This is a genomic window from Pristimantibacillus sp. Z349TD_6 (genome assembly GCF_056173205.1).
The window spans coordinates 5,121,961-5,148,727 of sequence record NZ_CM149662.1 but is presented as its reverse complement, the minus strand read 5'-3'; the positions used below and the strand labels follow the sequence as shown (position 1 = coordinate 5,148,727).

At 44.7% G+C, this 26,767-nt stretch carries 18 protein-coding genes; 16 read left to right on the top strand and 2 right to left on the bottom strand.

Annotated elements, in window-relative coordinates; genetic code table 11:
* Positions 1-49: 49 nt before the first annotated feature.
* From AC0VYE_RS22660 to AC0VYE_RS22640, 5 genes are all read left to right on the top strand, one after another.
* Positions 50-823 carry a DUF4430 domain-containing protein gene (locus tag AC0VYE_RS22660; RefSeq protein WP_475442946.1) on the top strand — a complete coding sequence of 258 codons (774 nt, stop codon included), beginning with the start codon at positions 50-52 and terminating at the stop codon, positions 821-823.
* Positions 816-1,685 carry an energy-coupling factor transporter transmembrane component T gene (locus AC0VYE_RS22655; protein WP_475442945.1) on the top strand — a complete coding sequence of 290 codons (870 nt, stop codon included), beginning with the start codon at positions 816-818 and terminating at the stop codon, positions 1,683-1,685. Before AC0VYE_RS22660 ends, AC0VYE_RS22655 begins: the two co-directional genes overlap by 8 nt.
* On the top strand, positions 1,676-3,325 hold the full coding sequence (locus tag AC0VYE_RS22650) for an ABC transporter ATP-binding protein (RefSeq protein WP_475442944.1): 1,650 nt from the start codon (positions 1,676-1,678) through the stop codon (positions 3,323-3,325). Before AC0VYE_RS22655 ends, AC0VYE_RS22650 begins: the two co-directional genes overlap by 10 nt.
* Positions 3,313-3,999: an ECF transporter S component gene (locus tag AC0VYE_RS22645; protein ID WP_076266681.1), complete on the top strand. Its 687-nt coding sequence runs from the start codon at positions 3,313-3,315 to the stop codon at positions 3,997-3,999. The genes AC0VYE_RS22650 and AC0VYE_RS22645 overlap by 13 nt, the downstream gene beginning before the upstream one ends.
* Positions 4,000-4,101: 102 nt before the next feature.
* Entirely contained in the window at positions 4,102-4,746 is a 645-nt protein-coding gene (locus AC0VYE_RS22640) for an HNH endonuclease (protein ID WP_076266682.1), read from the top strand.
* 122 nt (positions 4,747-4,868) lie between these two features.
* On the opposite strand, the gene AC0VYE_RS22635 is transcribed toward AC0VYE_RS22640, so the two are convergent.
* Positions 4,869-6,887 (bottom strand): serine hydrolase, encoded by a 2,019-nt coding sequence (locus AC0VYE_RS22635; RefSeq protein WP_083681680.1) that lies wholly within the window; start codon positions 6,885-6,887, stop codon positions 4,869-4,871.
* 483 nt (positions 6,888-7,370) lie between these two features.
* Here AC0VYE_RS22635 and AC0VYE_RS22630 point away from each other — a divergent pair, with 483 nt between their 5' ends.
* Together AC0VYE_RS22630 and AC0VYE_RS22625 are read left to right on the top strand one after the other, a co-directional pair.
* A complete protein-coding gene (locus tag AC0VYE_RS22630) occupies positions 7,371-10,595 on the top strand; it encodes a glycosyl hydrolase (RefSeq protein WP_475442943.1) in 3,225 nt (1,074 codons plus the stop codon).
* 145 nt (positions 10,596-10,740) lie between these two features.
* Positions 10,741-12,195, top strand: a complete 1,455-nt coding sequence (locus AC0VYE_RS22625) for a cellulase family glycosylhydrolase (RefSeq protein WP_083681682.1) — start codon at positions 10,741-10,743, stop codon at positions 12,193-12,195.
* Between the two features lie 111 nt (positions 12,196-12,306).
* Here the strand turns inward: AC0VYE_RS22625 and AC0VYE_RS22620 are convergent, their stop codons facing one another.
* Entirely contained in the window at positions 12,307-13,311 is a 1,005-nt protein-coding gene (locus AC0VYE_RS22620; protein WP_339203713.1) for a LacI family DNA-binding transcriptional regulator, read from the bottom strand.
* 517 nt (positions 13,312-13,828) lie between these two features.
* Between AC0VYE_RS22620 and AC0VYE_RS22615 the strand changes: the two genes are divergently transcribed.
* The 9 genes from AC0VYE_RS22615 to AC0VYE_RS22575 all read left to right on the top strand — a co-directional run bounded on the left by AC0VYE_RS22615 (position 13,829) and on the right by AC0VYE_RS22575 (position 26,736).
* The gene (locus tag AC0VYE_RS22615) at positions 13,829-15,190 is read left to right on the top strand and encodes an ABC transporter substrate-binding protein (RefSeq protein ID WP_475442942.1); all 1,362 of its coding nucleotides are present in this window, start codon (positions 13,829-13,831) and stop codon (positions 15,188-15,190) included.
* Positions 15,191-15,431: 241 nt separating this feature from the next.
* A complete protein-coding gene (locus AC0VYE_RS22610) occupies positions 15,432-18,296 on the top strand; it encodes an extracellular solute-binding protein (RefSeq protein WP_475449686.1) in 2,865 nt (954 codons plus the stop codon).
* The gene (locus AC0VYE_RS22605; RefSeq protein ID WP_076266687.1) at positions 18,296-19,219 is read left to right on the top strand and encodes a carbohydrate ABC transporter permease; all 924 of its coding nucleotides are present in this window, start codon (positions 18,296-18,298) and stop codon (positions 19,217-19,219) included. The genes AC0VYE_RS22610 and AC0VYE_RS22605 overlap by 1 nt, the downstream gene beginning before the upstream one ends.
* Before the next feature lie 4 nt (positions 19,220-19,223).
* Positions 19,224-20,090 carry a carbohydrate ABC transporter permease gene (locus AC0VYE_RS22600; RefSeq protein ID WP_076266688.1) on the top strand — a complete coding sequence of 289 codons (867 nt, stop codon included), beginning with the start codon at positions 19,224-19,226 and terminating at the stop codon, positions 20,088-20,090.
* Between the two features lie 8 nt (positions 20,091-20,098).
* The gene (locus AC0VYE_RS22595; RefSeq protein WP_475442941.1) at positions 20,099-21,598 is read left to right on the top strand and encodes an NHL repeat-containing protein; all 1,500 of its coding nucleotides are present in this window, start codon (positions 20,099-20,101) and stop codon (positions 21,596-21,598) included.
* On the top strand, positions 21,595-22,215 hold the full coding sequence (locus AC0VYE_RS22590) for a Yip1 family protein (protein ID WP_475442940.1): 621 nt from the start codon (positions 21,595-21,597) through the stop codon (positions 22,213-22,215). The genes AC0VYE_RS22595 and AC0VYE_RS22590 overlap by 4 nt, the downstream gene beginning before the upstream one ends.
* Positions 22,216-22,229: 14 nt before the next feature.
* Positions 22,230-24,806: a DUF5696 domain-containing protein gene (locus AC0VYE_RS22585; protein WP_475442939.1), complete on the top strand. Its 2,577-nt coding sequence runs from the start codon at positions 22,230-22,232 to the stop codon at positions 24,804-24,806.
* Entirely contained in the window at positions 24,806-25,705 is a 900-nt protein-coding gene (locus AC0VYE_RS22580; protein WP_076266692.1) for a carbohydrate ABC transporter permease, read from the top strand. Before AC0VYE_RS22585 ends, AC0VYE_RS22580 begins: the two co-directional genes overlap by 1 nt.
* A gap of 26 nt (positions 25,706-25,731) precedes the next feature.
* Positions 25,732-26,736 carry a carbohydrate ABC transporter permease gene (locus AC0VYE_RS22575; protein ID WP_076266693.1) on the top strand — a complete coding sequence of 335 codons (1,005 nt, stop codon included), beginning with the start codon at positions 25,732-25,734 and terminating at the stop codon, positions 26,734-26,736.
* Positions 26,737-26,767: the final 31 nt, after the last annotated feature.

Below are 26,767 nucleotides of genomic sequence, written 5' to 3'. Positions count from 1 at the left end.
TATTGTTAAGGTTTGTGTGAATGAGACAAAAAGGAGTAGAAAAGAGACGATGGCAAAGATCTGTAAGAAATGGTTACCAAGCTTAATCATCCTATGGCTGGTGATTGGTTTATTAGCTGGCTGTGCCAGTCCGGCACAGAGCGTTAATTCCAATACCAATCAAGTACAAACCAGCAACGAAGGACAAGTGGAGCAAGAAGCGGATAAAGCCGCTGACGAGCAGCCAACGAGTACTTCAGCATCAGAAACGGCAGAGGCATCGCAGATGCCTAGCGAAGATAAAGATCAAGATAAAGCGAAGGCAACTGACAACGCTGGCGATAAGCAAGCAACACCTTCCCCGAAGCCGAAGCAGACAAATGAGCCGAAATTGGATGATCCAAAAACGGAGCCTACAGCTTCTGCGAAACCAAACAAAACAGATGGTACGGCTACGACAAAGCCCGTCACGCCTGTTGCAACGCCGAATCCTGTGCAGACGGTTACGATTTCAATTGTCGCGGACAAAGATACGGGAACGGTGCTTGCACCTACAGCCGTAGAGTTCAAGAAGGACGATACCGTTCTAGATGTATTGAAGAAAATTACGAGAAAAAACAAAATACAAATGGAATACAGAGGTGTTAAAGGCGGCGCTTATATCGAAGGCATCGATAATATTTACGAATTCGATTTGGGCGCGAAGAGCGGCTGGATGTACCGAGTAAACGGTGAGTTTCCTAACAAGGGCGCCGGGGTTTACAAGGTTAATGAAGGTGATGTTATTGAATGGCTGTATACGACTGATCTTGGCGAGGATATAGGAGCAAAATTCGATGAATAGTGCGTTCGGTTCGGTACATCCGGTTACGAGCTTTAGTTATTATGCAGGAGTCATTACATTCGGCATGCTCTTGTTTCATCCTGTTTTTTTATTGACATCACTGGCTGCGATTACGGTTATTATTGTCATTCATGACGAAGGGAAGCGGCTGCTTAAGCTGCTTCCTTATTATGTTCTAATGGGCGGTTTGGTTGCTGTTCTTAACCCGCTGTTTTCTCATCGCGGGCGGCATATTTTATTTTATTTTATGGATCAGCCGATCACGTTGGAAGCTATTTTATATGGTGTGACGATGATGCTCTCTTTATTGTGTATTTTACTTGCCTTTGTATCGTTTCAGCAGATTGTTACGACGGAGAAATGGATGTATTTATTTTCACGAGTCGCTCCGCGAACTGCACTGCTAACCTCGATGTCGATTCGGTTCGTACCGCTTTTCTTGCGGAGACTGGATCAAATTACTACGGTTCAACGAATAAAAGGGGTTTCGATTCTCGAAGGCAGCTTAAAAAAACGGAGCAAGGACGGCATGCTGCTCGTTCGTGTGCTGTTGACCTGGTCCTTGGAGGAGGCGCTTCAGACCGCTGATTCTATGAAAGCTAGAGGGTATGGCGCAGCTAAACGAAGCTCTTATGTCATCTATCGTATGGATCGTAGAGATTGGTATGTTCTTTTGTTTCTTGGAGCAATGGCACTAGTATGCATTTGGGGCTGGATGCAAGGCTTTGGTGTGCTTACTATTTACCCGCGTCTGGAAACAATGCAGTTTCATAGGGGGGAAGGCATTGCATACGCTTGCTATTGCGCCTTTCTTTTAACACCAGTCCTACTTGAAGAAATGGAGAGAAGGTCATGGAAGTAATTCAGGTTGATCAATTGACGTTCCATTATCCGGAATCAACGGTTGCAGCACTCGATAACATTACTTTAAATATCAAGCCAGGCGATTTTGTCGTTCTTTGCGGAGCATCCGGCTGCGGCAAAACGACGCTGCTTCGGCACTTGAAAAAAGAAACGCAGCCTACGGGGAAACGCTCAGGCACCATTAAGTATAATCGTGTATTGCTAGAGGAGCTGCCTGCGGTCGAGGCGGCTGAGCAGATCGGCATGGTGTTTCAAAACCCTGAAAATCAAATTGTGATGGACCAGGTTTGGCATGAGCTGGCTTTTTCCATGGAAAATGTCGGTTATGGGCAAGCGGTTATGCGTAAACGACTAGCCGAAATGAGCCATTTCTTTGGGCTGGATGAGCTCATTAACAAATCCGTTCATGAAATATCGGGGGGACAGAAGCAGCTGATTAATCTTGCTTCAGTATTGCTGCTGCAGCCGAAGCTGCTTCTATTAGATGAGCCCACCTCGCAGCTTGATCCGGTAGCGGCGCGAGATTTTCTGCAGTTTATTTATCGGCTAAATCAGGAAATGTCGATGACGGTTATTATAAGCGAGCATCGGCTGGAGGATGTTATTCCACTTGCAGATCGAATCATTATGCTGGAGGAAGGCAAAGTGAAATACGACGCGCCGCCGAGGGAGCTATGCCGGCTCGTTGGTGCTGATGCAGCACAAAAAGAAATGCCATACCTGCCTTCCGTTACGAAGCTGTTTCTATCTACCCAGAAGGCAGGTAATCTACCAGAAGTAAATCAAATTCCGCTAACCGTGCGTGAAGGGAAGAAGTGGCTCTCCAATGTTTTCGGCGTACATACAATAGGCGATAATCATTCAGTAATCAACGAAAGCAGCGAGCTCGAAAAAAAGGAATGGCTGCTTGCTTGTGATGAAATAACGTTTAAATACGAAAAAGCAAGTGCAGAGGTGTTGAAGAAGCTGTCGCTTAACGTTTACAAGCATGAGTTTTTGGCGGTGCTCGGCGGCAACGGGGCTGGAAAAACAACGATGCTGCAAATGATGGCCGGATTATTAAAGCCGCAGCGAGGCAAGCTGAAGCGGGATAAATCGATTAAAGTCGGTTATTTGGCGCAAAATCCACTGCTTTATTTTAGCTACGATACAGTTGAAGAGGAGCTTCAGCGAATGGCGGATTACGCCAAACTCGATGATCGGGATCGGAAGATAGCTCAGGTTGTCGATTCCCTGCAGATTTCCTCTATTTTGCCGAAGCATCCTTATGATTTGAGTGGAGGAGAGCAGCAGAGAGCGGCGCTCGCGTTAGTGCTGCTTGGTGAGCCGGATGTTCTTTGCTTGGATGAGCCGACAAAAGGGCTAGATCCCATAGCCAAGCAGCGAACAGCGGAGCTGCTGCAGCAGTTATGCCAAGCTGGCAAAACCATTGTCATGGTCACGCATGATATTGAATTTGCTGCCGAGCATGCAACGCGCTGCGCGATGCTGTTTGATGGAGCAATATCTGCTGAGGCGGAGCCGGCACAATTTTTTGGCACTAATTATTTTTACACAACAGCCATCAATCGAACGGTACGGGAATGGCTGCCAGAAGCGCTGACGACAGAGGATGTGATTGCAACGTGGGCAAAATAAAGCTCTGGTTCATAGCCAGCATTGGATTGTTCATCGCAGCTATGGCTTTATCCTCTGCCATTACCGATGATCATTACTTAATGCTAAGTATCGTGTTGCTATTTGTCACGATGATTCCTTTTTTTGCAAGGTTTGAGAGACGGAAGATCGAAGCGCGCGAGATTGTTATCCTTGCTGTGCTGGCGGCCATTGCGGCCATCAGCCGCGTACCGTTTGCGCCGCTGCCGAGCGTTCAGCCCACATCCTTCGTCATCATTATTGCTGCGATTGTGTTTGGAGCTGAATCGGGCTTCATTATCGGCGCAATAGCTGCAGTCGTATCGAATATCTTTCTAGGTCAAGGCCCGTGGACGCCGTGGCAAATGTTTTGCTGGGGGATGATCGGGGCTAGTGCTGGGTGGCTGCGGCATACTTGGCTCATTAAGACGAAGACTGGCTTGCTCATATTTGGTTTTGGATGGGGCTTCTTGTTTGGCTGGATTATGAATATTTGGTTTATCATCGGATTGCCGGACGCGCTGAGCTGGAATTTGATTTTTGTTGCCTACATTCAAAGCTTTTATTTTGATCTAGCGCATGCGCTGTCCAATGTTTTTTTCCTCGCCGTATTTGGGAGCAGCTGGATTGCCATTTTGCAGCGCTTCAAGAGGAAATACGGTTTATTGGAATCATAGTTTATACGCCATTTTCCCCTCGAGCTTATATTAATGCTACAATAGTATAAAAACACGAGGGGACGAATTCGGCTGCATAGCTAATCATATGCTCCGGAAAAAATGATGGATGATACAGAACCTCTTGCTGCCAAACCATGCGCCATTTGCAAGGAAACGAAACCGCTCTCTGAGTTTCTGCGGCGAACGGGCAAACGAGCCGGCGCTGGTGCAAGGCGCGGTGCATGCCGAGCTTGCAGGCAAGCGAAAGCGGCTTTAGCTCCATTGCCTGATGTTCAACTTAATGATTATAAAGCAATACGAAGAAAAGCTCATCCCAGCAAACCATTCCCGGTTCCACCGATGACATCCATAACGCTGCCGAATGATCCGGCAGCACTAAAGCCTACGCGTCAAGGTACGATTTGGATGAGAGGCAAGACGGATAAAGGACGGCGCTGGTATCAAGAAATTGAGCCAGAGCTTGCGATAACGCTGGTAAAGGAGCATGCTGCGGTTATCGTCAATCGCCATACGATACGCCGATTGTTCAGCAATAAGGAATTCCGGCGCTACATCTTGGAGCGTGACCATCACATTTGTTATTTTTGCGGGGAGCAGGGGGATACGATCGATCACATGCTGCCGCGCGCTAAAGGCGGGCATACAACGCCGGATAATTGCGTTTGTGCTTGCAATGCTTGCAACCAATCGAAGGCTGATCAAGACTTGCAAACGTTTATGAACGGTGATGAGCTTATTCCTTAGAAGCATTAATGAATGATTGAGTGATCCGTATGTTGTACTGCTTTCGTTACAACTGTCGTTTATACAAAAAAAGACTGCATAGTCCGCCTTGATGAAGGGCGACTACGCAGTCTTTCTTTTTATTAGATGCCTGCACTTGAAGCAAATAATTTAGCGAAACGGTTTAAAATCGCAGCAGCTTCCTTATGGAGCAGCGGATCTCTCGAACGGAAATCTGTACCTTTATCTGTTGATTTTATTTCTGGTCCATATAAACGAGCTCCAACAATGAATTGAACCGCTTCTTCGGCCCAAGCTGAAGTCTTGCCGCTCAGCTTCGCTGGAATGGGAGGGAAACCAAGAAAACGTGATAATCGATAGATAATGACAGCAGCTTCTTCCCTTGTAATCGATCGGTCAGGTTCAAACCTCTGGGCTGAAGTACCGCTTAATACGTGAATCTCTAGCAATGTTTGAATTTCTGATTCATATGGATGAGCCTTTAAATCCGTGAATTTAGAGGGTTGGTGTGATTTAGTAATACCTGCTAGTCGTACAATCTGAGCTGCGAATTGAGCACGAGTCGTTTTTCCTTCTGGTTCGAAAAGGGTAGATGTTGGATTCAAAACCCCGCCCAAATCACGTAAAGTATAAATGTCATCGGCATACGGATGATTGCGCGGTACATCTGAATAGGTAGGTGATGGGGTTATACGTTCACACCAAGCATCAATTAGCAAATAATAAAAGTATGAGATATTGCCAGCTTCATCTTTTTTAAATGCGCCAAGTTTTCCATCTTCATCTTGGAACAGCAGCTCGCCAACGGGTTTTAGTTTCCTGGTGCTATTGGGTCCGGCAACGGATAAATAACCATCTTCCGCCTTTACTTTGTAATAAACGAGCGGGGCGCGCAAATACTGGTAGCTGCCTTCAAAGCGTGCTAATTGTGCCTTGGTTAGTGCAATGGCAGGCCGCTCTTTCTCTGTTTGAGGGTAATAATGATCCATAAACGCGGCGAACAGCTGCTCACGTATATCGCTGGCATCGCTGTTCGTAACAACAAATCCGCCTACCTTTTGTTCCGGCAGCAGCCACATCCACGAATGATAGCCCTCCAAATCTCCGCCCTTTCCAATGACAGTCTCGCCATTAAAATGTTCTTGGAAAAACATCTCAAAACCTAAAGCCATGTTCGGAATTTCTGAATGAATGCCAACCTGTACCCGCTGCATCTCCTTAACTGTATTTTCCTGCAAAATACGATTTTCACCAAGCTTGCCGCCGTTTAACTGAGCGAGCATAAATTTGCTCATATCCGTGCCAGTTGCGAACATGCCCCCGTCTGGCGCTATTGTAGGCGTGAGCTGGTATTGCGGCCAAGGCTCCTTTAATTGGTTATAGCCGGTAGCAAGGTTTGCCAGCACTTTATCCGTCAACCGGAAATCACTGTTTGTCATTTGCAGCGGACGGAATATTTGATCATCAACGACTTGTTCGAAAGGCTTGCCTGTCACATTTTGCACGATTAATCCTTGATAATTGAAAGCTAAATTATCATAGCGATAAGCCGCTCCCGGCTTACGCACGATGGTAGGTAAATTCTCTTTAATATATTGTTCGAGAGGATAGTCTTTGCGGGTCGCATCTGGAGCAGTCAATACATCTGTTTTGTCGAAACCTGTTGTATGAGTCAATAAATGTCGCATCGTTAGTTTGCTGCCGGTCTCATTGGGAATCGTCACACCTTTCAAATAGGGGCTTACATCCTGATCCAAATCTATTTTGCCTTCTTCTACGAGCTGCATGACGGCTGTTGCTGTAAATACTTTGGATATGGAAGCTATTCTGAACATGGTTTTATCAGGATCAACAGGTTTCTTACTCTCCACATCGGCATAACCATAACCTTTGTTCAGCAGTACTTTATCATTGCCCACCACTACCACTGCACTTCCAGCTAGCGAGCTCGCAACCTCAGGACGATTAAAGAACTCATCGACAAACGCCTCAACTTCCTTAGCATCCTTGGGGCCAGTTGCACCTGCTGCCTCAACGCTCCTTGCAGGAAATGAGATGGCCGAAAAGGCGATCACTGCTGCGAGTAGGGCGGGAGCCCAAGCTTTCCTACTTTTCCTTCTTTGTTGAAACACCAACATCATTGATTTCCATCCTTTCAATTAATATGTAATTTATTTCCTCTTAACTTTAATGGAATCGCCATTTCATCAAATCAGTCATTGGTCTAATTGTTACCTAGACTTTAGTCGAAAGGGTAGGTTTTGTTTGCAAGGTTTATGAAAATTGTTATTCGTTTGAGCTAGCAAATGAGACAAAGTGCAGCATTTATACGGCCAAATTCGACAATAACAAAAGTGATATTTGTTATTGTAAAGTTATTTATTATTTGTATTGCAAAAATAATGTTATTTATGTTATCTTCTCAATAACGAAATGCAGCTTGTAAATTTACCCATGCAGCAAGATGCTCCTGTTCATGTAACTTAGCTACTTACGTCTACTAAACGTAGAAAGGAGGTGATTCATTTTTGAAAGCGTTTTCTGGCGGGACTGATTATACTATCGCAAGGCGGCACGTCCCAAAAGCATAGCTTCATCATTATGAATTAGAGGTGACGAATGAAATGGGTTTTAACTACCGATGGGGAACACGGAAGGTTTTGTTTTATGCTTTGATCCTAACGTTTGTTATGGGTGCCATTCCTCTCTACCCTTATGTAAACGCGACTGCATCTGCTTTTAAATATGAAGCAGCAAGTGCAGAAGTAGAGGGCGCAGCACAATTTTTAACTACAACTGCAGGAGGTGACATTGAATATATTGGAAACGGTTACATTTCATTTTTCTCTGGTGATCCTGGAGCTGCAACCTTTCATGTTCAAGCAGCAGCAACTGGCTTATATAAGCTGAACATTGGTTATTACTCGCCTTATGGACGGAAGGTAACGTCGCTGCTCGTAAACGGTCAGAGCAACGGGGAGATTGAGCTGCCTGCGATTACGGATGCTGGCTCTGTCTCGGCAGAAGCTTCCGCAGGGAAAGTTATGCTGAAGCAAGGCGACAATACGATTCGTTTTGAAAGAGGCTGGGGTTATTATGGCATTGAATACATTACGCTTGAATCCGCGGATACCGTTATTGTGCCAGATACCAGCCAATATGAAGCGGAAGCGGGGATTTTGGCGGGTGGAGCAGAAATACGCTCTACTGGAAACGGCTATTCCGGCGACGGTTATGTTTTTATTCCAGGAGGATCTGTTCAGTTAAATGTATCGGCTCCTGCTGAAGGTTTTTATACGCTGGATTTTGGTTACAGAGCTTCTTATGGCTTCAAAAAAACGCTAATAACCGTTAATAAAAATGAAGCCGGGGCTTCAGGGATTGAAGTTGATCTTAATGAATCGGCTGAATTTGTTGAAATATCGGCAGGTAAGATTTTTTTGAATGCAGGAAACAACACGATAACCTTTGATGCCAATTGGAGTTGGTATGACATTGATTATATAAAGCTCACTCCAATGCCTATCGAGAATAAAGAGCATCAGGTTTCAAAGTCGTTAATCAACCCAAATGCAACAAGGGAAGCGCGTGCGCTCATGAATTATTTAGTTGATAACTACGGCAAAAACATCATTTCCGGCCAGCAGGAATTATCTGATGCGGAGTGGATTTATGAAAAAACCGGCAAGCTTCCTGCGATGGTTTCCTTCGACCTTATCGACTATTCTCCTACTCGGGTAGCTCATGGTACGAAGTCAGAGGAAACAGAAAAAATGATGGAGTGGGCGGAAAGAGGCGGGATCGTATCCCTTTGCTGGCATTGGAATTCGCCAAACGGTTTAATCGATGTGCCGGGCAAAGAATGGTGGAGAGCCTTCTACACCGACTCCACAACGTTTGATGTTGAGTATGCGCTTAGTCATCCGGATTCAGAGGAGTATAAGCTGCTGCTCAGTGACATCGATGTGATTGCCATTCAGCTGAAGCGGCTTCAGGATGCTAATATTCCTGTTCTATGGAGACCGCTGCATGAGGCAGAGGGAGGCTGGTTCTGGTGGGGCGCCAAAGGACCAGAGTCTGCTAAGCAGCTATATCGATTGATGTATGAGCGGTTAACAAACGAGCATCAATTGAACAATTTGATTTGGGTGTGGAACTCCGTGTCATCCGACTGGTATCCAGGAGATGATGTGGTTGATATTATTAGCACCGACATTTACAACCAAGCAGGCGATTATAGCCCAAATATTAATAAATATGATCGTCTAGTAGAGGTCGTCAAGGATCGCAAGCTTGTGGCACTTCCGGAGACCGGAACGATTCCAGATCCTGATTTGCTGCCTTTATATGGTGCAGACTGGAGCTGGTTCAGCACATGGACGGGTGATTTTATAAGAAACGGTATTTATAATACGGCCGAGCATCTTACTCATGTCTTCAACCATGAGTATGTCATTACGCTCGATGAGCTGCCGAGCAACTTGTCAACCTATGGCTTGAAAGCGCCAGAGTGGATCAATGCTGAGTTAAAAGCAACAAATGTCAATCAAACGAACGCGACCTTGTCATGGAGCGGTGCATCAAGCGAGCAGGAAATCATAAATTATTTGATTTATAAAGACGGTATTCAACTGGCTGCGGTGAATGGCTCCAGCAGCAGCTATGAGGTTAGCGGACTAGCAGCGGGTACAAAATATACGTTTAAAGTAGAAGCGGCTACACGAGATGGAGTTTGGAGCGTTGGCGGTCCGCAGATTGAAGTAACCACTTTGTCTGAGCCCATCGTTACGCCGTCTAATCCAGACACAAGCCAGCCTCCTGCAGCGGGACCTGGCGGCAAACAAACGATTCAGCTTAATAGCGCAGAGTTTGAGGCAGCTGTCGCCAAAGCTCAAAAGGGTACAATCCTTGTTACCGGGACTCCAGCAGCAGGAGCTAAGGAGGTAAAGGTCAATATTCCAGCTGAGCAAATAGCCAAGGCTATAGACAAAGGTCTTGAGCGGATAGAAGTGAATATCGGTTATGCTGCGATTACAATTTCACTTTCCGAATTATCAAGCCATTTAAGCGGAACATCTGCAACGATTACGTTCACATTCGCTATTGTCGATCCATCCCAAATGAGCGATCTTGCCCAAGCTAAGCTTGGTGGCGCGCAGGTTTATGACCTGAATCTTGACATTGACGGAAAGAAAATAACTACATTTCATGCAGCATCTTTAAAAGTTGCTTTGAATTATTCATTGGCCACGGGCGCAAATTCAAACACGATCGTGACATACCACATCAAAGAAAACGGCGAGCTTGAGGTTGTAAAAAACAGCTATTACGATGCAACAACAAAAAAAGTTATTTTTCATCCCACGCATTTCAGTCAATATGCAGCTGCGGCAGTAGATGTTTCATTCAAGGATAAAGGCTCATCCGCAGCAAGCCAGGACGCAATCGATTATTTGGCTGCAAGAGGAATCATACAGGGAAAAGGCAATGGTTTATTTAAGCCTCTTGACCTTGTGACAAGAGCGGAGTTTGTTCAAATCATTATTCAAGCGTTTGATTTGAATGACGATACCGCCAGCAACACATTTAACGACGTTCCGAGTGATGGCTGGTATACCAAGGCTGTTTCAACAGCTCAAAAGCTCGGGCTTATTAAAGGAAAAGAAAACGGAAGTTTTGGTCCGCGCGAAGCCATGACTAAGCAGGATGCGGCAGCAGTGTTGGAACGCGTCGCCAAGCTTATTGGAAGTACAGCTGGGAAAAGTAATGATTCCATTTTAGCAAAGTCAGTTGTGAACCGTGAGCAAGCGGCTGAAATGGTTTCTAATTTGATGCGGTTTCTCGATTAAGGAAAACGAAGAAAGCACCAGGTGATGAAAGGGGGTGGTAGGCTCTCATAAATATGTCAACGTCTTTAAAGTAACAGGCAACCAGATCAAACACTAAGAACCTAAGGCTGCAAAACAAAAAAACAGTTGGAGGGATTTAGTTATTATGATGATCAGGAGATTGAAAATGACGTTTATGCTTGTGCTTATGCTAGCCTTGGTTGTGCCTTTTATCGCAACTGAACAAACCCATGCGGCTAACGGTTTTTATGTAAGCGGCAACAATTTGAAGGATGCAAACGGCAATAACTTTGTCATTCGAGGTGTCAATAATGCTCACGCATGGTTTGATACACAAGCGTATGATGCGCTAAGCACGATTAGCTCGAAAAAAGCGAACGCTGTTAGAATCGTCTGGACGACAAGCGGTTCGGCATCGCGATTGCAGCAAATTATCGATCGTTGCAAACAGCTCGGCATGGTTGCCATTGTTGAACTGCATGATGCAACAGGCTCTAACAGCGCAACTGCTTTAAATAATATGGCTAGTTATTTTGCCAGCAGCGCGGTTAAAACGATTTTGACGAGCAATGAAAAGTATGTGCTCGTTAATATTGCTAATGAATGGGGCGATGGGAATCTTGCGGATACCGCTTGGCGCGATGCGTACAAGACGGCTATTTCAACCATTCGAAATGCTGGAATTCATAACACGATTATCGTTGATGCCTCAGGCTGGGGACAAAATTCTTCACCAATCAAAGCATATGGCAACGCGCTCCTCACTCATGATCCGGATCATAATGTCATGTTCTCCATTCATATGTATGGCTCATGGAATGATTCGTCTCGGATTGGCACGGAGCTGCAAGCGATTAAAAATTTAGGGTTGGCTGTTATGGTTGGAGAGTTTGGCTATAACTACAACAACGGCAATAACAACTTGGGAAGTCAAGTTAATGCACAAGAGGTCATGAACCAAAGTCAGGCGAAAGGCATCGGTTATATGGCATGGTCGTGGACAGGAAATGATTCGGCCAATTCATGGCTGGATATGACGACAAGTGATTGGCAGACGCTTACTACATGGGGCAATCTTGTCATTAACGGAACAAATGGCATTGGGGCTACTTCTACAAAAGCTTCCGTGTTTAACAGCAGCAGCAGCTCTACGTTGTACGATTTTGAAGGTGGAAATGCACAAGGCTGGACGGCATCAAACGTTGCTGGCGGGCCATGGTCTGTAACCGAATGGGCGGCAAGCGGCAGCAGCTCGCTCAAAGCAGACGTTACGTTAGGCGGCGGTCAATTTTATTTGCAATATGCGGGTGCTAATAATTTCAGCGGCAAATCTTCTGTTTCTGTTAAAGTGAAGCATGCGGCATGGGGAAGCTTTGGCAGCGGCCTGCAGGCGAAGCTGTTTATTAAGACGGGCTCCGCTTACACTTGGTATGATTCAGGAACGGTAAACATCAATTCATCGGGGGCATCTACGATTTCACTGAGCTTATCTGGAGTAGCCAATTTGGGTGATGTGCGTGAAGTGGGCGTTCAGTTCATTTCACCTACTAACTCAAGCGGATCAACTTCGGTTTATGTAGACAGTGTTGTGCTGCAATAACGAAATGGATAGGTACTTATAGATAGGGAGAGGAAGGAAGGCCTGCCGGATTTTTAAACGAAGCACTACTGCGAAAAGAGGATGACCGCGATGGTCATCCTCTTTTTATGTTTAGTTTCTGAAAATAATCTCAGCTTGGATAAGGGTCCTCTCGTAGCTCGTAGTTGCGTTGAGTATTCTCCAAAGCATCTGATCAACAGCACGTTTGCCGAGCAGCTCCTTATCTACATTAACAGTTGCCAAAAAAGGAATCTGAGGATGGGTATTGTCGAAGCCGGTGAAAACGAGCGTTTCTGGAATATACATGCCGATATTTTTCAAGGTATCTAACGCAAAAGAGGCAAATATATCATTGGCGCAAACAAATACTTCAGGTAAACCATGCTCCTCAATAGCAGCTTTGAATGTATCGTGAAAGTTCTCAATTTCCGGTCCCATTAGGGAAGGAATTTGCTTTAGTTCAATATCATTGTCCTCGAGAGCTGAACGGAAACCAAGGAATCGTTCATAGAAGCTTTGCGCATCTCTAATATTTCCTAAAAATTGATAGTTTTTGTAGCCTTTTGTAATGACGGCGTTCATTATTTCTCTCATGCTGGACAAGTTATCTGTAAAAATCGAGTCGCAGTGAAAGTTTGGATCGTAATGATCGACCATCACGACAGGAATGCCGAGCCGTTTAATATCAAGCAACACAGAGGTAGAAATAGAGCCTACAGTAATAATGCCCATAATTGCTTCTGGGTTTAAAAGTGAGAACATGGAGTCGTTAGTAGGCTCGGTTAATGTAAGGATGTTAATGCCCTTTTGGTTCAGCCTTGTAGATATGCCGTTAAATATTGGACCCCAATATAAGGAATCAGTATTTTGATAACGAACATTTGGGAAAAGCACAAGAATGGTTCCGGACCAGCTTCGTGATTCTGTATCCATCAGTTCGCTTGAAACAGGAGGCGTCTGAGCGTCCTTAAAATAACCAAGCTGTCCTGCAGCTCTTAATATCACTTCTCTTGTTTGTGGACTAACCCCCGATTTCCCGGATAACCCTCGTGATACTGCGAATTTTGACAACCCTGTATAATCGGCAATTGATTGAATCGTTACCTTCCGGCGCATAAATTTCATCCTACCTTAATTAGTTAGTTTGCCAAGCCATCTATATGTAAAGAAGTCCATTATTATATGTGAAGAAATGCTAGTCATTATTTTACCGTATTGTTACTAACAATTAAACTTGTTTTTTAATTGCTAAAAAACATTAAACATCATTATTTTATTTAGAGTTTTATTTAGGAAGTTGATTCACCTCAATGCTTTATTATTTTCTTTTTGTTATTTTGTTATGTAGATAAATATAGCTGTTTTTTCAAGGGTATACAAGCGATAAAACGAAATTTAACTTATTTTTTTAGAAATTTTAGTGGGTTTAGATAACAAATAAAAAACAATTGACCAGTTTTGTTTTTGATGTTATATTCGTTATGCAAAACGAAATAACAAATTACGGAAATCAAATAACGAAAAGGCGGTGAGGTTAGCTGTTGGGTTTTTCAAAGTTTAGGAATGAAAGCGCTTTTAAATGGGGATTTTTACTTTATACCAACTGATGAATGTGAAAATGGGAGGTTCGGTCATGAGAAAAATACAAGGTTTGTCCATTTTGGTGTTATGTTTCATGCTCATACTTACAGCTTGCAGCGGCGGGAACGGCGGAAATAAAGGAACAAATAACGCTCCAAAAGAAAGCGCTGTCACTGATCCGACTGCAGCACCTGAGGAATCCACAGCAACACCAGAACCTGTCGATATGGGTGGACGCGTTATTAAAATAGCTGCATGGTGGGATTTGACACCAGCAGGAGCAACGGCTTCCGAGAAAGAGCGTCTCGCTAAGATTGAAGAAGTTGAAAAAAAATATAATGTGAAAATCGAATTCATAAACGTTCCTTTTGAAGAATACATGCCGAAGTTTACGGCTACTGTCCTGACAGGTGAGCCTTTTGCAGACATCGTTCAAATGGAATACAAAGCAGCATTGCCGGCTGTATTGAAAGGCCAGCTGCTTCCGATCAGCGAGTTTACAACTTCAGCTAATAACATCAACAACGATGCAAACTTGATGGCCAAAGCACCTGCTATTGCTGGCGGCGAATACGCATTTGACAATCCGGGCTCAGGCGGTACAGCTATGCACTACAATCGTGATTTGTTCAAAAAGCTTGGCCTTCCGGATCTTCAAGAGCTTTACACAGGCGGCCAATGGAACTGGGACAAGTTTTTGGAAATTGCAAAGCTAGCAACTAAGGATACAGACAATGACGGAAAAATTGACGTTTATGGCTTCTCAGGCTGGTCCATTGATATTTTCCGCAACTTTACTGCTGCAAACGGCGGCAAAATCGTTGACGAAGGAACAGGCGTTCAAGGCTTAACCGATCCAAAAACGATTGAAGCGGCAGAGTTCATGAACCGTTTATACAACGTTGAGAACGTTATGAAAATTAAAACAGGCGACAGAATGAATTATGAAGAGTTCAACACGTTTAAAGACGGCGATGTAGCCATGTTCCAAGCACCGGTATGGAACATTAGTGATTTAACGTTCGATATCGGCGTAGTGCCTATTCCGAACGGCCCTCAAGGAAGTCCTGAGGTTACTTATGCGAACCCAGCACAAGCGGCTAAATTTATTCCAAAAGGCGTAAAAGACGCTCAATTGGTTTACCAAATTTACGAAGAAACATTTGATATTACTCAAACGGAAGAGTTCCCTAGCCAAGAGTGGCTGGAAGGTCTCTACAATCACGAGGAAGATGTAGCTATGCAGCGTGATCATATTACGAACACAGGCCAAATCTTGCTGGATGATGCTTATCCTGAATTCCCGACTGGAAAGTTCGTTACAGATATTATCGTAAACAATCAATCAGTGACTGCGACTGCAGAGAAGTATAAGCCGGAAGCAGAAGCGTCCATAGCCAAGCTTTCTAAGTAATTGAAGGCAGCGGTTTAATGTACAGGTCGGGGGACGTCTTTCGTGACTTCCCCCGATTGTATGAGAACGAGGAAAATAAATGCTAGAAGATATATGGGCTTATATTTCACCATCAAACGTGAGCTTCCCCGCCTATGGACGGAGAAACCGTTTATGCATGTAAGGAGGACCTCTGGTGATAAGCAATTTGCGGCTAACCAATGTGGCAAAGAAGATAGTCCCTTTTGTTTTGGCAGTTTTAATGGTACTTCCGTCAGTGCCTAAGGTGCATGCAGTCGGCAGTTCGGATAATGCGCTGACGGAGGAGTCCATTCAATCCGGATCGACGAAGATCTCTGCTTATAATGAACAAAAATATCATGAATATGTCTCGCAATATGAGGCGGCTGCCCGTCCAGAGCGGGAAATCGTATTAGAAGCAATCAATTACAGCCATGTAGAGGGTGCTGAGTTCGAGAAGCTTAACAACTACGAGGGCATGGACGGATCTTCCTTATTAACAGGCGAATCGGGCAAAGTGGAATGGTCATTTGATGTGACTGATGCGGGTCTTTATAATCTTTCTTTGCTCTATTATCCCATTGAAGGAAAAAGCTCAGCGATTGAACGGGATTTATTCATTGACGGAAAACGTCCGTTCAGAGAAGCTGCTTTCCTGCAGTTTGACCGTGTTTGGGATAATCAAGCAGCTCAAGTTGTTCAGGACAATCAAGGCAATGATCTCAGACCAAAGCAAGTGGAGAAGCCGAGATGGAGCGAGAAAACATTTCAAGATTCCGATGGTTACGAGAATGAACCTTTCTTATTTTATTTTTCGCAGGGCAAACATACGATTACGCTTGAGTCTACACGGGAACCGATGGTCGTTAAACAATTGAAACTATTTCAACAGCCTGCTCCACTAACCTATGAACAGTTGCTTAAGCAGTATGAAGCAGATGGTATGAAGGAGACGAGCGGCCAATTGATTACGATTGAAGGCGAGGCTTCCACAGCAAAGTCTTCACCAACCTTGTATCCGCTAAGCGAGCGTTCAAGTGCTGCAGTATACCCTTACAGCTCTTCAAAAATAAAAATAAATACGATTGGCGGCTTGAACTTTCGTCTTCCTGGTCAATGGATGGAATGGGAAATTGATGTCCCTGAAACGGGGCTTTATCAAATTGCCTTTAAAACGCAGCAAAACTTCGTTAGAGGCATTTATTCAACTCGTACATTAACCATTGACGGTGAAATTCCTTTTAAGGAAATGGAAAAGGTTGCGTTTCGTTATAAGAGCTCCTATCGGCTTGATGTGATGGGTGGAAAGTCTCCTTATTTATACCGCCTGGAAAAAGGAAAGCATACACTCAGGCTTGAGGTAAGTTTAGGCGAGTTTGCCCCGCTCATTCGTGAGGTTGAAAGCAGTCTTTATAATTTGAATGAAATGTATCGCAAAATATTGATGATTACGGGAACGAAGCCCGATGAATACCGTGATTATCAGATTGAGAAAAAAGTTCCCAACATACTTAACGTTTTTGAAGAAGAAAGTAATCGTCTTAAAACCATTGCTGCGCAGCTCGTCAAATTATCAGGACAATCCAGTGACCAAGAGGCTCTACTTAAGACGATGTCACTGCAATTGGATGAGATGGTTGAGAAGCCGGAAACCATTCCGAGAAGGCTTGGGGCCTACAAGACAAACACGGGCGGACTTGGAACTTGGGTTCAGCAAGCAAGGCAGCAGCCGCTTGAGATCGATGCGCTATATGTTGCTTCACCAGATAAGAAATTCCCTAAAAAAGGGATGGGCTTCGCTTCGAATCTTAAGCACCAATCTGCAACTTTTATTTCCTCTTTCTTTACGGATTACAATCAGATCGGAAATATTTCCGATGACGCGGACCAAAGATCGATTACGGTATGGATCGGAAGCGGACGGGATCAAGCCAACACGATGAAGGCGATGATTGACGAAACCTTTACATCCGTTACCGGCATTAATGTCAACTTGAAGCTGGTAAACATGGGAACTCTGCTGCCTGCAACGCTGGCGGGCCAAGGTCCCGACATCGCCATGCAGATTGAAAATGATTTGCCTGTTAACTTTGCGATGCGCAACGCTTCAACTGATTTGACACAGTTTGCTGATTTCGAAGAGGTGAAGGAACGTTTCCGTCCAAGCGCAGTTGTTCCATACAGCTATGATGGCGGGGTTTATGCGTTGCCGGAAACGCAAACGTTCAACATGCTCTTTTACCGTAAGGATGTACTTGATCAGCTGGATCTGGAAATCCCGCAAACGTGGGATGAAGTTTCTAATTTACTAGCCGTTCTAAGTAAAAATCATATGCAATTCGGTTTGCCCGTTGTGGCACAAGCTGCTGTTCAAGGGCAAAACATACCGCCAAACTCGATGTATGCGGCACTATTATTTCAGAATGGCGGACAGCTATACCGCAATGATGGCAAAGAATCCGATCTGGATTCACGCATCGGCATCGAAACATTTAAGCAATGGACGGAGTTTTATACCGACTATAAATTAGAACGGGAATATGATTTCTCCAATCGCTTCCGTACAGGGCAGATGCCAATCGGCATTGCAGATTATACAACCTATAACCAGCTTTCTGTATTTGCGCCAGAAATTCGCGGCATGTGGGGTTTCGCTCCTGTTCCGGGAACCATCCAGAAGGATGGCTCCATTAATCGTGAGGTGCCAAGCGGAGGCAGCGCTGTCGTAATGATGAAGAAGGCGAAGGACAAGGAAGCATCATGGGAGTTCATGAAATGGTGGACCAGCGAAGCGACACAAACGGTGTTTGGTCGTGAAATGGAAGGTTTGATGGGCGCAGCAGCCCGTTATCCGACTGCCAATATCAAGGCACTCGACAGCTTGCCATGGCCGGTTGCCGATTACGAAAACTTGAAGGCGCAATTTGAATGGGTACAAGGGGTGCCGGAAGTGCCAGGCGGATATTTCACAGGCCGACATTTGTTTAATGCTTTCTATAAGACGGTTGTTGGTCAAGTGCAGGCGCGCGAATCGATTATGGACTATGTCCAATATATGCAGGATGAAATTACGACGAAACGAAAAGAGTTCGGGTTGCCGCAATAATGGAGGGAGGGTCAAGCGTGCAAAATTGGTGGAACCTGAAGCTGCGGGAAGTGAAAGCAAACAAACACTCCTACATATTGCTGGCGCCTTACATGGTTTTGTTCGCCGTGTTTACAGTACTGCCGGTTTTGGTTTCGGTGGTGCTTAGCTTTACGTATTTCAATATGCTGGAGTTTCCAAAGTTTGTCGGCTGGCAGAACTATACGCGATTATTTCTAGATGATGATGTTTTCCTCATTGCCGTAAAGAACACGCTGTTGTTCGCTGTAATAACGGGACCAATTAGTTATATCGCGTGTTTTGTTTTTGCATGGATTATTAATGAGCTGTCTCCAAAGCTGAGAGCGATAATGACTCTCGTATTTTATGCGCCATCGATATCCGGAAACGTGTATTTTATATGGCTGATGATTTTCTCCGGCGATCGTTATGGTATTGCCAACGGTTTTTTATTGAAGCTGGGCATCATCTTGGAGCCGCTTCAATGGTTGAAAAAAGAGGAATACATTTTGCCGATCATCATTCTTGTTCAGCTTTGGCTTAGTCTTGGAACGGGTTTTCTTGCATTTATTGCAGGTCTGCAAACCGTTGACCGGACATTATATGAGGCTGGCGCAGTCGATGGCGTAAAGAATCGTTGGCAGGAGCTTTGGTACATCACATTGCCTTCGATGCGGCCGCAGCTCATGTTCGGGGCAGTCATTCAGATTACGACTGCATTTGCAGTTGCTGATGTTTCGATCGCTCTCGCAGGGTTCCCTAGCGTCAACTATGCAGCTGAGACGATAGTTACTCACTTAATCGATTTCGGTACTACCCGTTTTGAGATGGGTTACGCTTCTGCCATTGCTTCTGTGTTATTCATGATTATGGTGGGATCGAATCTCATCGTTCAAAAACTTCTTCGCAGGGTAGGTGAATAAGTTCATGAACTTCTCCTTTCGAATCCCGAGGAAACGGGTAAATCGATCGTTCTGGGGCAGCTTCTCGCTTTTTGTTTTGCTTACGGCGTTTGGTGCGTTCATGATCGTGCCGCTAATCTATGCGATTAATAATGCCTTTAAACCGTTGGATGAAATATTTATGTTTCCTCCGACATTATTTGTTCGAAACCCGACCATGAACAACTTTATCGATTTATTCGCATTGTTAGGCAATTCATGGGTTCCTTTTTCTAGATATATTTTCAACACGGTTTTCATTACCGGCATGGGAATCATTGGACATGTACTGTTAGCGTCGGCAGCTGCTTATCCGCTAGCCAAGCATAAGTTTCCAGGTAAAAGCTTCATGTTCAGCATTGTCGTTTTATCCTTGATGTTTACGCCAGCCGTAACAGCTATTCCAAACTATATGATCATGTCATGGTTAGGCTTGATCGACACGTATTGGGCAGTCATCATTCCAGCTTTTGCTTATTCTCTCGGTCTCTATCTAATGAAGCAATTTATGGAGCAAATTCCTGATGTGCTGTTAGAGGCGGCAAAAATTGATGGAGCAAGCGAATATCGAATTTTCTGGACCATCGTAATGCCCAATGTAAAACCGGCATGGCTAACGCTAATTATTTTGCTTTTCCAAATTCTTTGGGGCAGCGATGGGAATGGCTTCATTTACAGCGAACAGCTTAAATCGCTGCATTTTGCAGCTAATCAAGTTGTGGCAGGCGGTATTGCTCGCGCAGGAGCGGCGGCAGCAGTAGCACTCATTCTGATGAGCGTTCCGATTACGCTGTTCGTTTTCTCGCAAAGCCGAATTATTGAAACGATGGCGACTTCAGGAATGAAAGATTAAAGGGGGGAATGCACTTGTCAGCGAAAAAATGGTTTCTCGTCATCGCGGCGGCTTCCCTATTGTTTATTACCGCAGCGCCTCTACCTGCGTCTGCAGCGTCGACGCCATATGAGAGCTATAACTATAACTATTGGGAAGAAGCAGTTCCAGCACCGGCGGCTTATGTACCCAAACTCTCCATATCCGGATCTGATATCGGCATCGGTGACTTTTTAGAGCCAAAGGATATGGTCGTGTCTGCAAGCGGGCTTATTTACATTGTGGATAGCGGCAATGGCCGAATCGTTATTTTAGATGATCAGTGGAAAGTGAAAAACATCATTAACGAGTACGAGAAGGACGGAGAAAAGATAAGTTTTAAAAATCCGTCGGGACTATTCGTTGATGAGGAGGAGCAGCTTTATGTTGCGGATACGGACAACGGGCGAGTTGTCGTGTTATCGAGCGACGGTGAATTGCTTCGAATAATCGAGCAGCCCAAATCTGATGTTTTGGCAAGTGATTTTAAATTTATTCCGTTAAAGGTAACGGTAGATAAAGCCAAACGGATTTATGTCGTAGCGCAAGGCATCTACGAGGGCATCATGCAGTTTGATGAGAAAGGCCAGTTTATCGGATATGTAGGGACAAACAAAGTGCAGCGGGACTATACCGAAGTCATATGGCGCTTGCTTTCAACCAAAGCACAGAAAGCGCAAATGGTGCTGTTTATTCCAACCGAGTTTTCGAATATCGATATCGATGCCAAAGGATTTGTATATGCAACGAACATCGATCCTGACTCTAAGGAACCTGTAAAAAGACTTAATCCATCAGGTGAGGATGTGCTGAAGCGCTTCGGTTACTTTGATGTGTTAGGTGATATTTTGTTCAGGCGCGCTGTTGGTCCTTCCAAGCTGATTGATGTGAAGGTACTCGAAAACGGAATGTACAGCGTGCTTGACGGAAATCAAGGCAAAGTATTTACCTACAATGACGAAGGCGATTTGCTCTATGTGTATGGCGGTAAGGGAAATCAGATCGGTACGTTTAAAATACCGGTTGCCGTCGAGCATTTGGGTGATAAACAACTGGTGCTTGATCGTGGGAAAAGCAATATCGTCGTATTTGAGCCAACGAAGTTTGGTGCCAGCGTAAACGAGGCTGTGAAGCTGCATTACACCGGTGAGGATAAGCTGGCGGTACCGGTTTGGCAAGAAGTGCTTCGATTAAATAGCAACTACGATATTGCGTATATAGGCATTGGCAAATCATTGCTGATGGAGCGGAAGAACGGGGAAGCGCTCGAGTATTTTAAGCTAGGCATGGACCGCGATAGTTATTCTGTAGCTTACAAAAGGTACCGCAGGGAAGTAATGAAGGAACATTCAGGCACCTTTCTAACAATGCTGATCGTCCTAGCAGCTGCATGGCTTGCGTTCAAGCTGGTAAGCTCTCGTATGAAAAAGAGGAAGCTTATGATGTCGGACTTTGCATCGCAAACCGCTAAGGAGGGCAGATCGCTATGAAGCAGGATTTCATCAAGTTTCCGCTGCATTTAATCGTTCATCCTTTTGACGGCTTCTGGGATATGAAGTATGACGGCAAAGGAAAAGTAAAGGTCGCATTAGCTATTTTGCTGCTCGTCATCGTTTCTGTTATTTTACAAAATCAGTTTGCAGGTTTTCTGGTGAACTATAATGATCCACGTCATTTGAACAGCCTGACTCAGCTCGTTACGATTGTATTTCCTTTCTTTCTTTGGTGTATATCCAATTGGGCGATTACAACCTTAATGGATGGCGAAGGTAAATTCAAGGAAATTGTTATGGCGACGGGTTATGCGCTTGTTCCTATGGTCATTCTTTATGTGCCCATGACCATTGCGAGCCGGTTTATGGTACAGGAAGAAACGGCTTTTTATTATTTAGTCATGTCTATATCTACCATTTGGTTTCTAACGCTTCTATTTGTCGGTACGATGACGGTTCATCAATATACGGCGTTTAAAACGATTATTACGATGCTGCTGACGGTAATCGTAATGGGTATTATCGTATTTCTTGGGACGCTCGTACTGAGTATGATGCAGCAAATTATCGATTTTATTATCAATATTTATCGTGAAATCATTTTCCGTACGTAAAGGAGGCCGCACCCGTGAAAAATCGTAAAAAGCTGGTTGCGGTGCTGGCCTGTACCGCAGCAATTTGTATCTTGGTCTGCTCCGTATTGCTATTCAACAGTCGTGGAGCTAAAGCCGTTAAAGCAGCCGCTTATATGAAAATGACAACTGAGCTGGAAGCTGGAGCCGCAATGAAGGCAATGCCTGATTCTTCAAAAGGTGTGCCAGGCATGCAGCTTGTAGCGGACAATTCCGAATTATCGTTATACTACAGCGCCGAAACGACAGAGGTCGCTGTGAGGGATAAACGGCAAGGCCAAATCTGGTACAGCAATCCGCCCAATCGGAGTGAGGATGCGATCGCATCGGGCTTCGAGAAGGAAATATTGTCTTCTCAGTTGACGGTACTGTTCCGGGATTCAATCGGTACGCTGGATACGTTCACCAACTTCACGGAAAGTATCGCAAATAAGCAGTTTACAGCTGAGAGCATTGAGAACGGCATTCGTATCACCTATACGATTGGCGATACGTCAATCGGTGTGGATGCTTTGCCAAGGTATATAAGCAAAGTGCGATTGGAAGAGAAGGTGCTCTCCAAGCTGGATGCGCCGACGGCCAAATATGTGGGACTGCGCTATTATCCGAAAGCGGACAATAAGGAAGTATTAGAGAGACTAGACGCACAGGTTTCCAAGCCGCTTGTCCTGAGCAAAATGACGGCGGCATTCGTCAAGGCTGGTTATTCCGATGAGGATCTTGCTTTCGATAATGAGGAAAATGGCGTTGCAGGCGGCGCCGAATCGAGCAAACCAAACTTCGTTATTCCTTTGGAATACCGCATTGATGGCGGTTCGCTGGTTGCATCCGTTCCAGTCAATCAGGTCAAAGAAAGCGGAGGCTATCAAATTCGCAGCATCGAGATGCTTAATTTCTTTGGCGCTGCAGACAAGGATAATGAAGGATATATGTTCGTGCCGGATGGAACCGGAAGCTTGATCCATCTAAACAACGGCAAGGTAAAGGAAGAGCAATACGTACAAAGAGTATATGGCCTTGATCCGAACGATAACAGCTACCGCCGCGGTCAAGTAAGCGAGAGTGCTAGAATGCCGGTATTTGGGATGAAGGCAGGAAGCGCAGCATGGTTTGCGGTGATTGAAGAAGGTGATGCTGTTGCCAGCATCGCTGCTGATATCAGCGGTAAAAAAAATTCCTACAATTATATTCACAGCAGCTACTCATTGCGCGGAGAGGATGAGCTTGAGCTTTACACAGGCTCAAAGATTCAAGAAATCCAGCTGTTGAGTGAAGAGATTTATAAAGGCGACATTCAAATTCGGTACAGCTTTCTCTCTGGCGATAAGGCGAGCTATTCAGGAATGGCAGAGCTTTATCGTAACAGGCTTGTAGCTGAAAACAAGCTTCAGCCATTAAAAGATGATGAAAAGCTTCCATTTTATTTGGATATTCTAGGAACGGTCGATAAGCGAAAATCATTCCTTGGTGTACCGTACAGCTCCGTCGTTTCCATGACTTCCTTTGAGCAAGCCTCACAAATGGCTGGACAACTGAAGTCGGATGGGATTGATCGATTGCTCATGCGTTACACGGGCTGGTTCGGCAACGGCGTCAATCATCAGACACCAGTAAAGCTGAAAGTGGACAGCGAGCTCGGAAGCAAGTCCAGCTTCATTAAGCTAGCGAATCAGCTGGAGCAATCCGGCGGGATGTTGTTCCCAGATGTAGCCTTTCAACAAATTTATCATGATGATGGAGGTTTTGTTCCATCCTCTGATGCATCGCGGTTCGTTACACGGGAGGAAGCAGAGCTTTATCCTTATAACCGAGCGCTTAATCGAATGGATATGCTATTAGGCTCGTATTATTTGTTGTCACCGGCAAAGCTTTCCTACTTTGTTGATACGTTTATGAAGAAGTATGATTCGCTTGGCATGCGGGGAATATCGCTGCGGGATCTTGGAAACGTGCTGAGTTCTGATTTCCGTACGAGCAGAGTCATTCAACGCGAAACGGCTAAAAAAATCGTTGAGGATGAGCTGAGAAAGGTGGATGAGCGCGTCGATCAAACGATGCTTACGGGCGGAAATGCTTATGTATGGCCATTCGCAGATCATCTTATAAATGTGCCAACATCATCCAGCGGCTTCGTGCTAACGGATGAGGAAGTTCCATTTTATCAAATGGTTATTCATGGATATGTCGATTATGCTGGCGGTGCGATTAACTTAGAGGATGAGCAGGATATTCAGCAGCAGCTGCTTCGTTCGGTAGAGCTTGGCTCAGCGCCGCATTTTTCATGGAGCTATGAACCGTCTTCTAAACTGAAATTCACTCATTTTGACAAGCTGTTCTCTACCCATTACAAAGACTGGTATGATCAAGCGCTGTCGATGTATAAGGAAGCAAACGATGTGCTCTCCGATGTGAGAAACGCTCAAATGGTGAAGCATATTCGCCATCAAGACGGTGTCGTAGAGATGCAATACAGCAATGGGAAATCAATTATTGTCAATTACACAGATAAGCAAGTCAGCATTAACGGAAACAAAGTTGAAGCTCAAAACTATTGGGTAGGAGGTGAGCGTTAATGAATGGATATAAGCTAGCTTTGCGGCACAAGCGCTCACTTCTAGGCGTAGCATTTATTTTCCCATGGCTGCTGGGCTTCATATTTATGTTTGCGACGCCGCTTATCCAATCGATTAAATTCAGCTTCAGCAAGCTAACGGTGGAACCGACTGGATTTATATTGGAATCGGTTGGCTGGGCGAATTTTAAAGAAGCGTTGTTCGTGGATGCTACCTTCAATCGGATTTTGACCCAATCCGTTTCAGAAATGGTTTTGAATGTACCGATGATATTATTTTTCAGCCTTTTCTCAGCTACGCTGCTTAATCAGAAGTTTCGTGGCAGAATACTCGCGAGAGCGATATTTTTCCTTCCGGTCATACTCGCTTCCAATGCGATTTCAGCTGCTGAAACAGCGGGGCTTATTAATCTAGTAGGCGATTCATCGGTCGTAAGTGAAATGGGTGAAGCTTCTTCCACCTATAACATTATGTCAATGGTCATGATACTTAGCGACATAGGATTGCCGCTATCGTTCGTTGACTACATCGTTCAGGCGATTACTAGAATCTATGAGATTATTACAAGCTCAGGCGTGCAAATTCTTATTTTTCTAGCTGCTTTGCAGTCCGTTCCAGGTGCCATGTATGAGGTGGCTAAGATGGAAGGTGCTACAGCCTATGAATCGTTCTGGAAAATCACATTTCCATTAGTTAGCCCGCTCATTTTGACCAATGTCATCTACACGATTATTGATTCATTCTCGGGCAGCGCAGTTACGGATATGATTTTCTCGACGGCATTCACCACGCAAAATTTTGGGCTCAGCGCAGCGATGTCTTGGGTTTACACGTTGATTATAAGCGTTGTTTTGGTCATTATCGGAGTGCTGCTATCGAGAAGAGTACATTACAACTGAGTGATTAACAAAGGAGGAAGCTGCATATGGAGGCTTCACAGGCTGTTCGCAACGAGGACAATAAATATCGGCTGCAGAAAATGAAAAATAAGACGATCGATACGTTGTACGCCATTTTTCGTTACGCGCTTGTTATTGGCATCTCGTACATCATCATTTATCCGCTGCTTATGAAGTTTTCTGTCGCTTTCAAAGACAAAGTCGATATTTACAATCCGACGATTTATATGGTGCCTGTCCACTTTACGCTCGACAACATCAAAATGGCGATGGATATTTTACACTACTTTCCTCTTCTAGGAAATACGCTTGTCTTTGTTATTGTGACTACGCTGCTAACGACAGCTTCTTGCGCGCTTGCTGGGTACGGCTTCGCCCGTTTTAACTTCCCAGGCAGCAATGTGCTGTTCGCTCTGGTCATATTAACGATTCTAGTTCCGACAAGCACGTTGATGGTTCCGATGTATCTTCATTTTAGAAGCTTTGACATACTCGGAGTCATTCATCTAGTGACGGGTAAGGAAGGCGTTAATCTGCTCAATACGTATTGGCCTTCTATTATAACGTCTGCAACGGCAATCGGATTAAAAGCGGGACTGTTCATTTATATTTTCCGCCAGTTTTTTAAAGGAATGCCTAAAGAGATAGAGGAAGCTGCATTGATTGATGGGGCTGGCGGAGTGAAAACATTTTTGAAAATCATGCTGCCTAACGCCGTTCCACCAATCATTACGGTCGTGCTGTTCTGCTTCGTTTGGCAGTATAACGATACCTTTTTCACTTCGCTGTTCATGAGTGAATCCGCACTTATGCCGATTAAGATTTCGACATTGTCAGCCCAAGCGAATGCGCTGCTTCCAGGTCTGCTGGGGGTAGCGGCCGGAGGCGGTAACGTTAAGGCTGATCCGAACCATGTGGCAATGATTATTGATACGGGTATTTTGCTTGCTATCATACCGCTAATCATTTTGTACTTAGTCGTTCAGCGTTATTTCGTAGAAAGTGTGGAGCGGAGCGGTATTATCGGTTAGCAGGCAGTAGGTTAAGTGAGGATATACAAAA

What these genes read in the sequence shown, in the direction of transcription:
- AC0VYE_RS22605 (WP_076266687.1), top strand. Translation starts at nt 18,296, where the DNA reads ATGGAGGGAGGGTCAAGCGTGCAAAATTGGTGGAACCTGAAGCTGCGG.
- AC0VYE_RS22595 (WP_475442941.1), top strand. Translation starts at nt 20,099, where the DNA reads ATGCACTTGTCAGCGAAAAAATGGTTTCTCGTCATCGCGGCGGCTTCC.
- AC0VYE_RS22615 (WP_475442942.1), top strand. Translation starts at nt 13,829, where the DNA reads ATGAGAAAAATACAAGGTTTGTCCATTTTGGTGTTATGTTTCATGCTC.
- AC0VYE_RS22580 (WP_076266692.1), top strand. Translation starts at nt 24,806, where the DNA reads ATGAATGGATATAAGCTAGCTTTGCGGCACAAGCGCTCACTTCTAGGC.
- AC0VYE_RS22620 (WP_339203713.1), bottom strand. Translation starts at nt 13,311, where the DNA reads ATGCGCCGGAAGGTAACGATTCAATCAATTGCCGATTATACAGGGTTG.
- AC0VYE_RS22610 (WP_475449686.1), top strand. Translation starts at nt 15,432, where the DNA reads ATGGTACTTCCGTCAGTGCCTAAGGTGCATGCAGTCGGCAGTTCGGAT.
- AC0VYE_RS22630 (WP_475442943.1), top strand. Translation starts at nt 7,371, where the DNA reads ATGGGTTTTAACTACCGATGGGGAACACGGAAGGTTTTGTTTTATGCT.
- AC0VYE_RS22635 (WP_083681680.1), bottom strand. Translation starts at nt 6,887, where the DNA reads ATGATGTTGGTGTTTCAACAAAGAAGGAAAAGTAGGAAAGCTTGGGCT.
- AC0VYE_RS22590 (WP_475442940.1), top strand. Translation starts at nt 21,595, where the DNA reads ATGAAGCAGGATTTCATCAAGTTTCCGCTGCATTTAATCGTTCATCCT.
- AC0VYE_RS22575 (WP_076266693.1), top strand. Translation starts at nt 25,732, where the DNA reads ATGGAGGCTTCACAGGCTGTTCGCAACGAGGACAATAAATATCGGCTG.
- AC0VYE_RS22640 (WP_076266682.1), top strand. Translation starts at nt 4,102, where the DNA reads ATGATGGATGATACAGAACCTCTTGCTGCCAAACCATGCGCCATTTGC.
- AC0VYE_RS22650 (WP_475442944.1), top strand. Translation starts at nt 1,676, where the DNA reads ATGGAAGTAATTCAGGTTGATCAATTGACGTTCCATTATCCGGAATCA.
- AC0VYE_RS22625 (WP_083681682.1), top strand. Translation starts at nt 10,741, where the DNA reads ATGATGATCAGGAGATTGAAAATGACGTTTATGCTTGTGCTTATGCTA.
- AC0VYE_RS22600 (WP_076266688.1), top strand. Translation starts at nt 19,224, where the DNA reads ATGAACTTCTCCTTTCGAATCCCGAGGAAACGGGTAAATCGATCGTTC.
- AC0VYE_RS22660 (WP_475442946.1), top strand. Translation starts at nt 50, where the DNA reads ATGGCAAAGATCTGTAAGAAATGGTTACCAAGCTTAATCATCCTATGG.
- AC0VYE_RS22655 (WP_475442945.1), top strand. Translation starts at nt 816, where the DNA reads ATGAATAGTGCGTTCGGTTCGGTACATCCGGTTACGAGCTTTAGTTAT.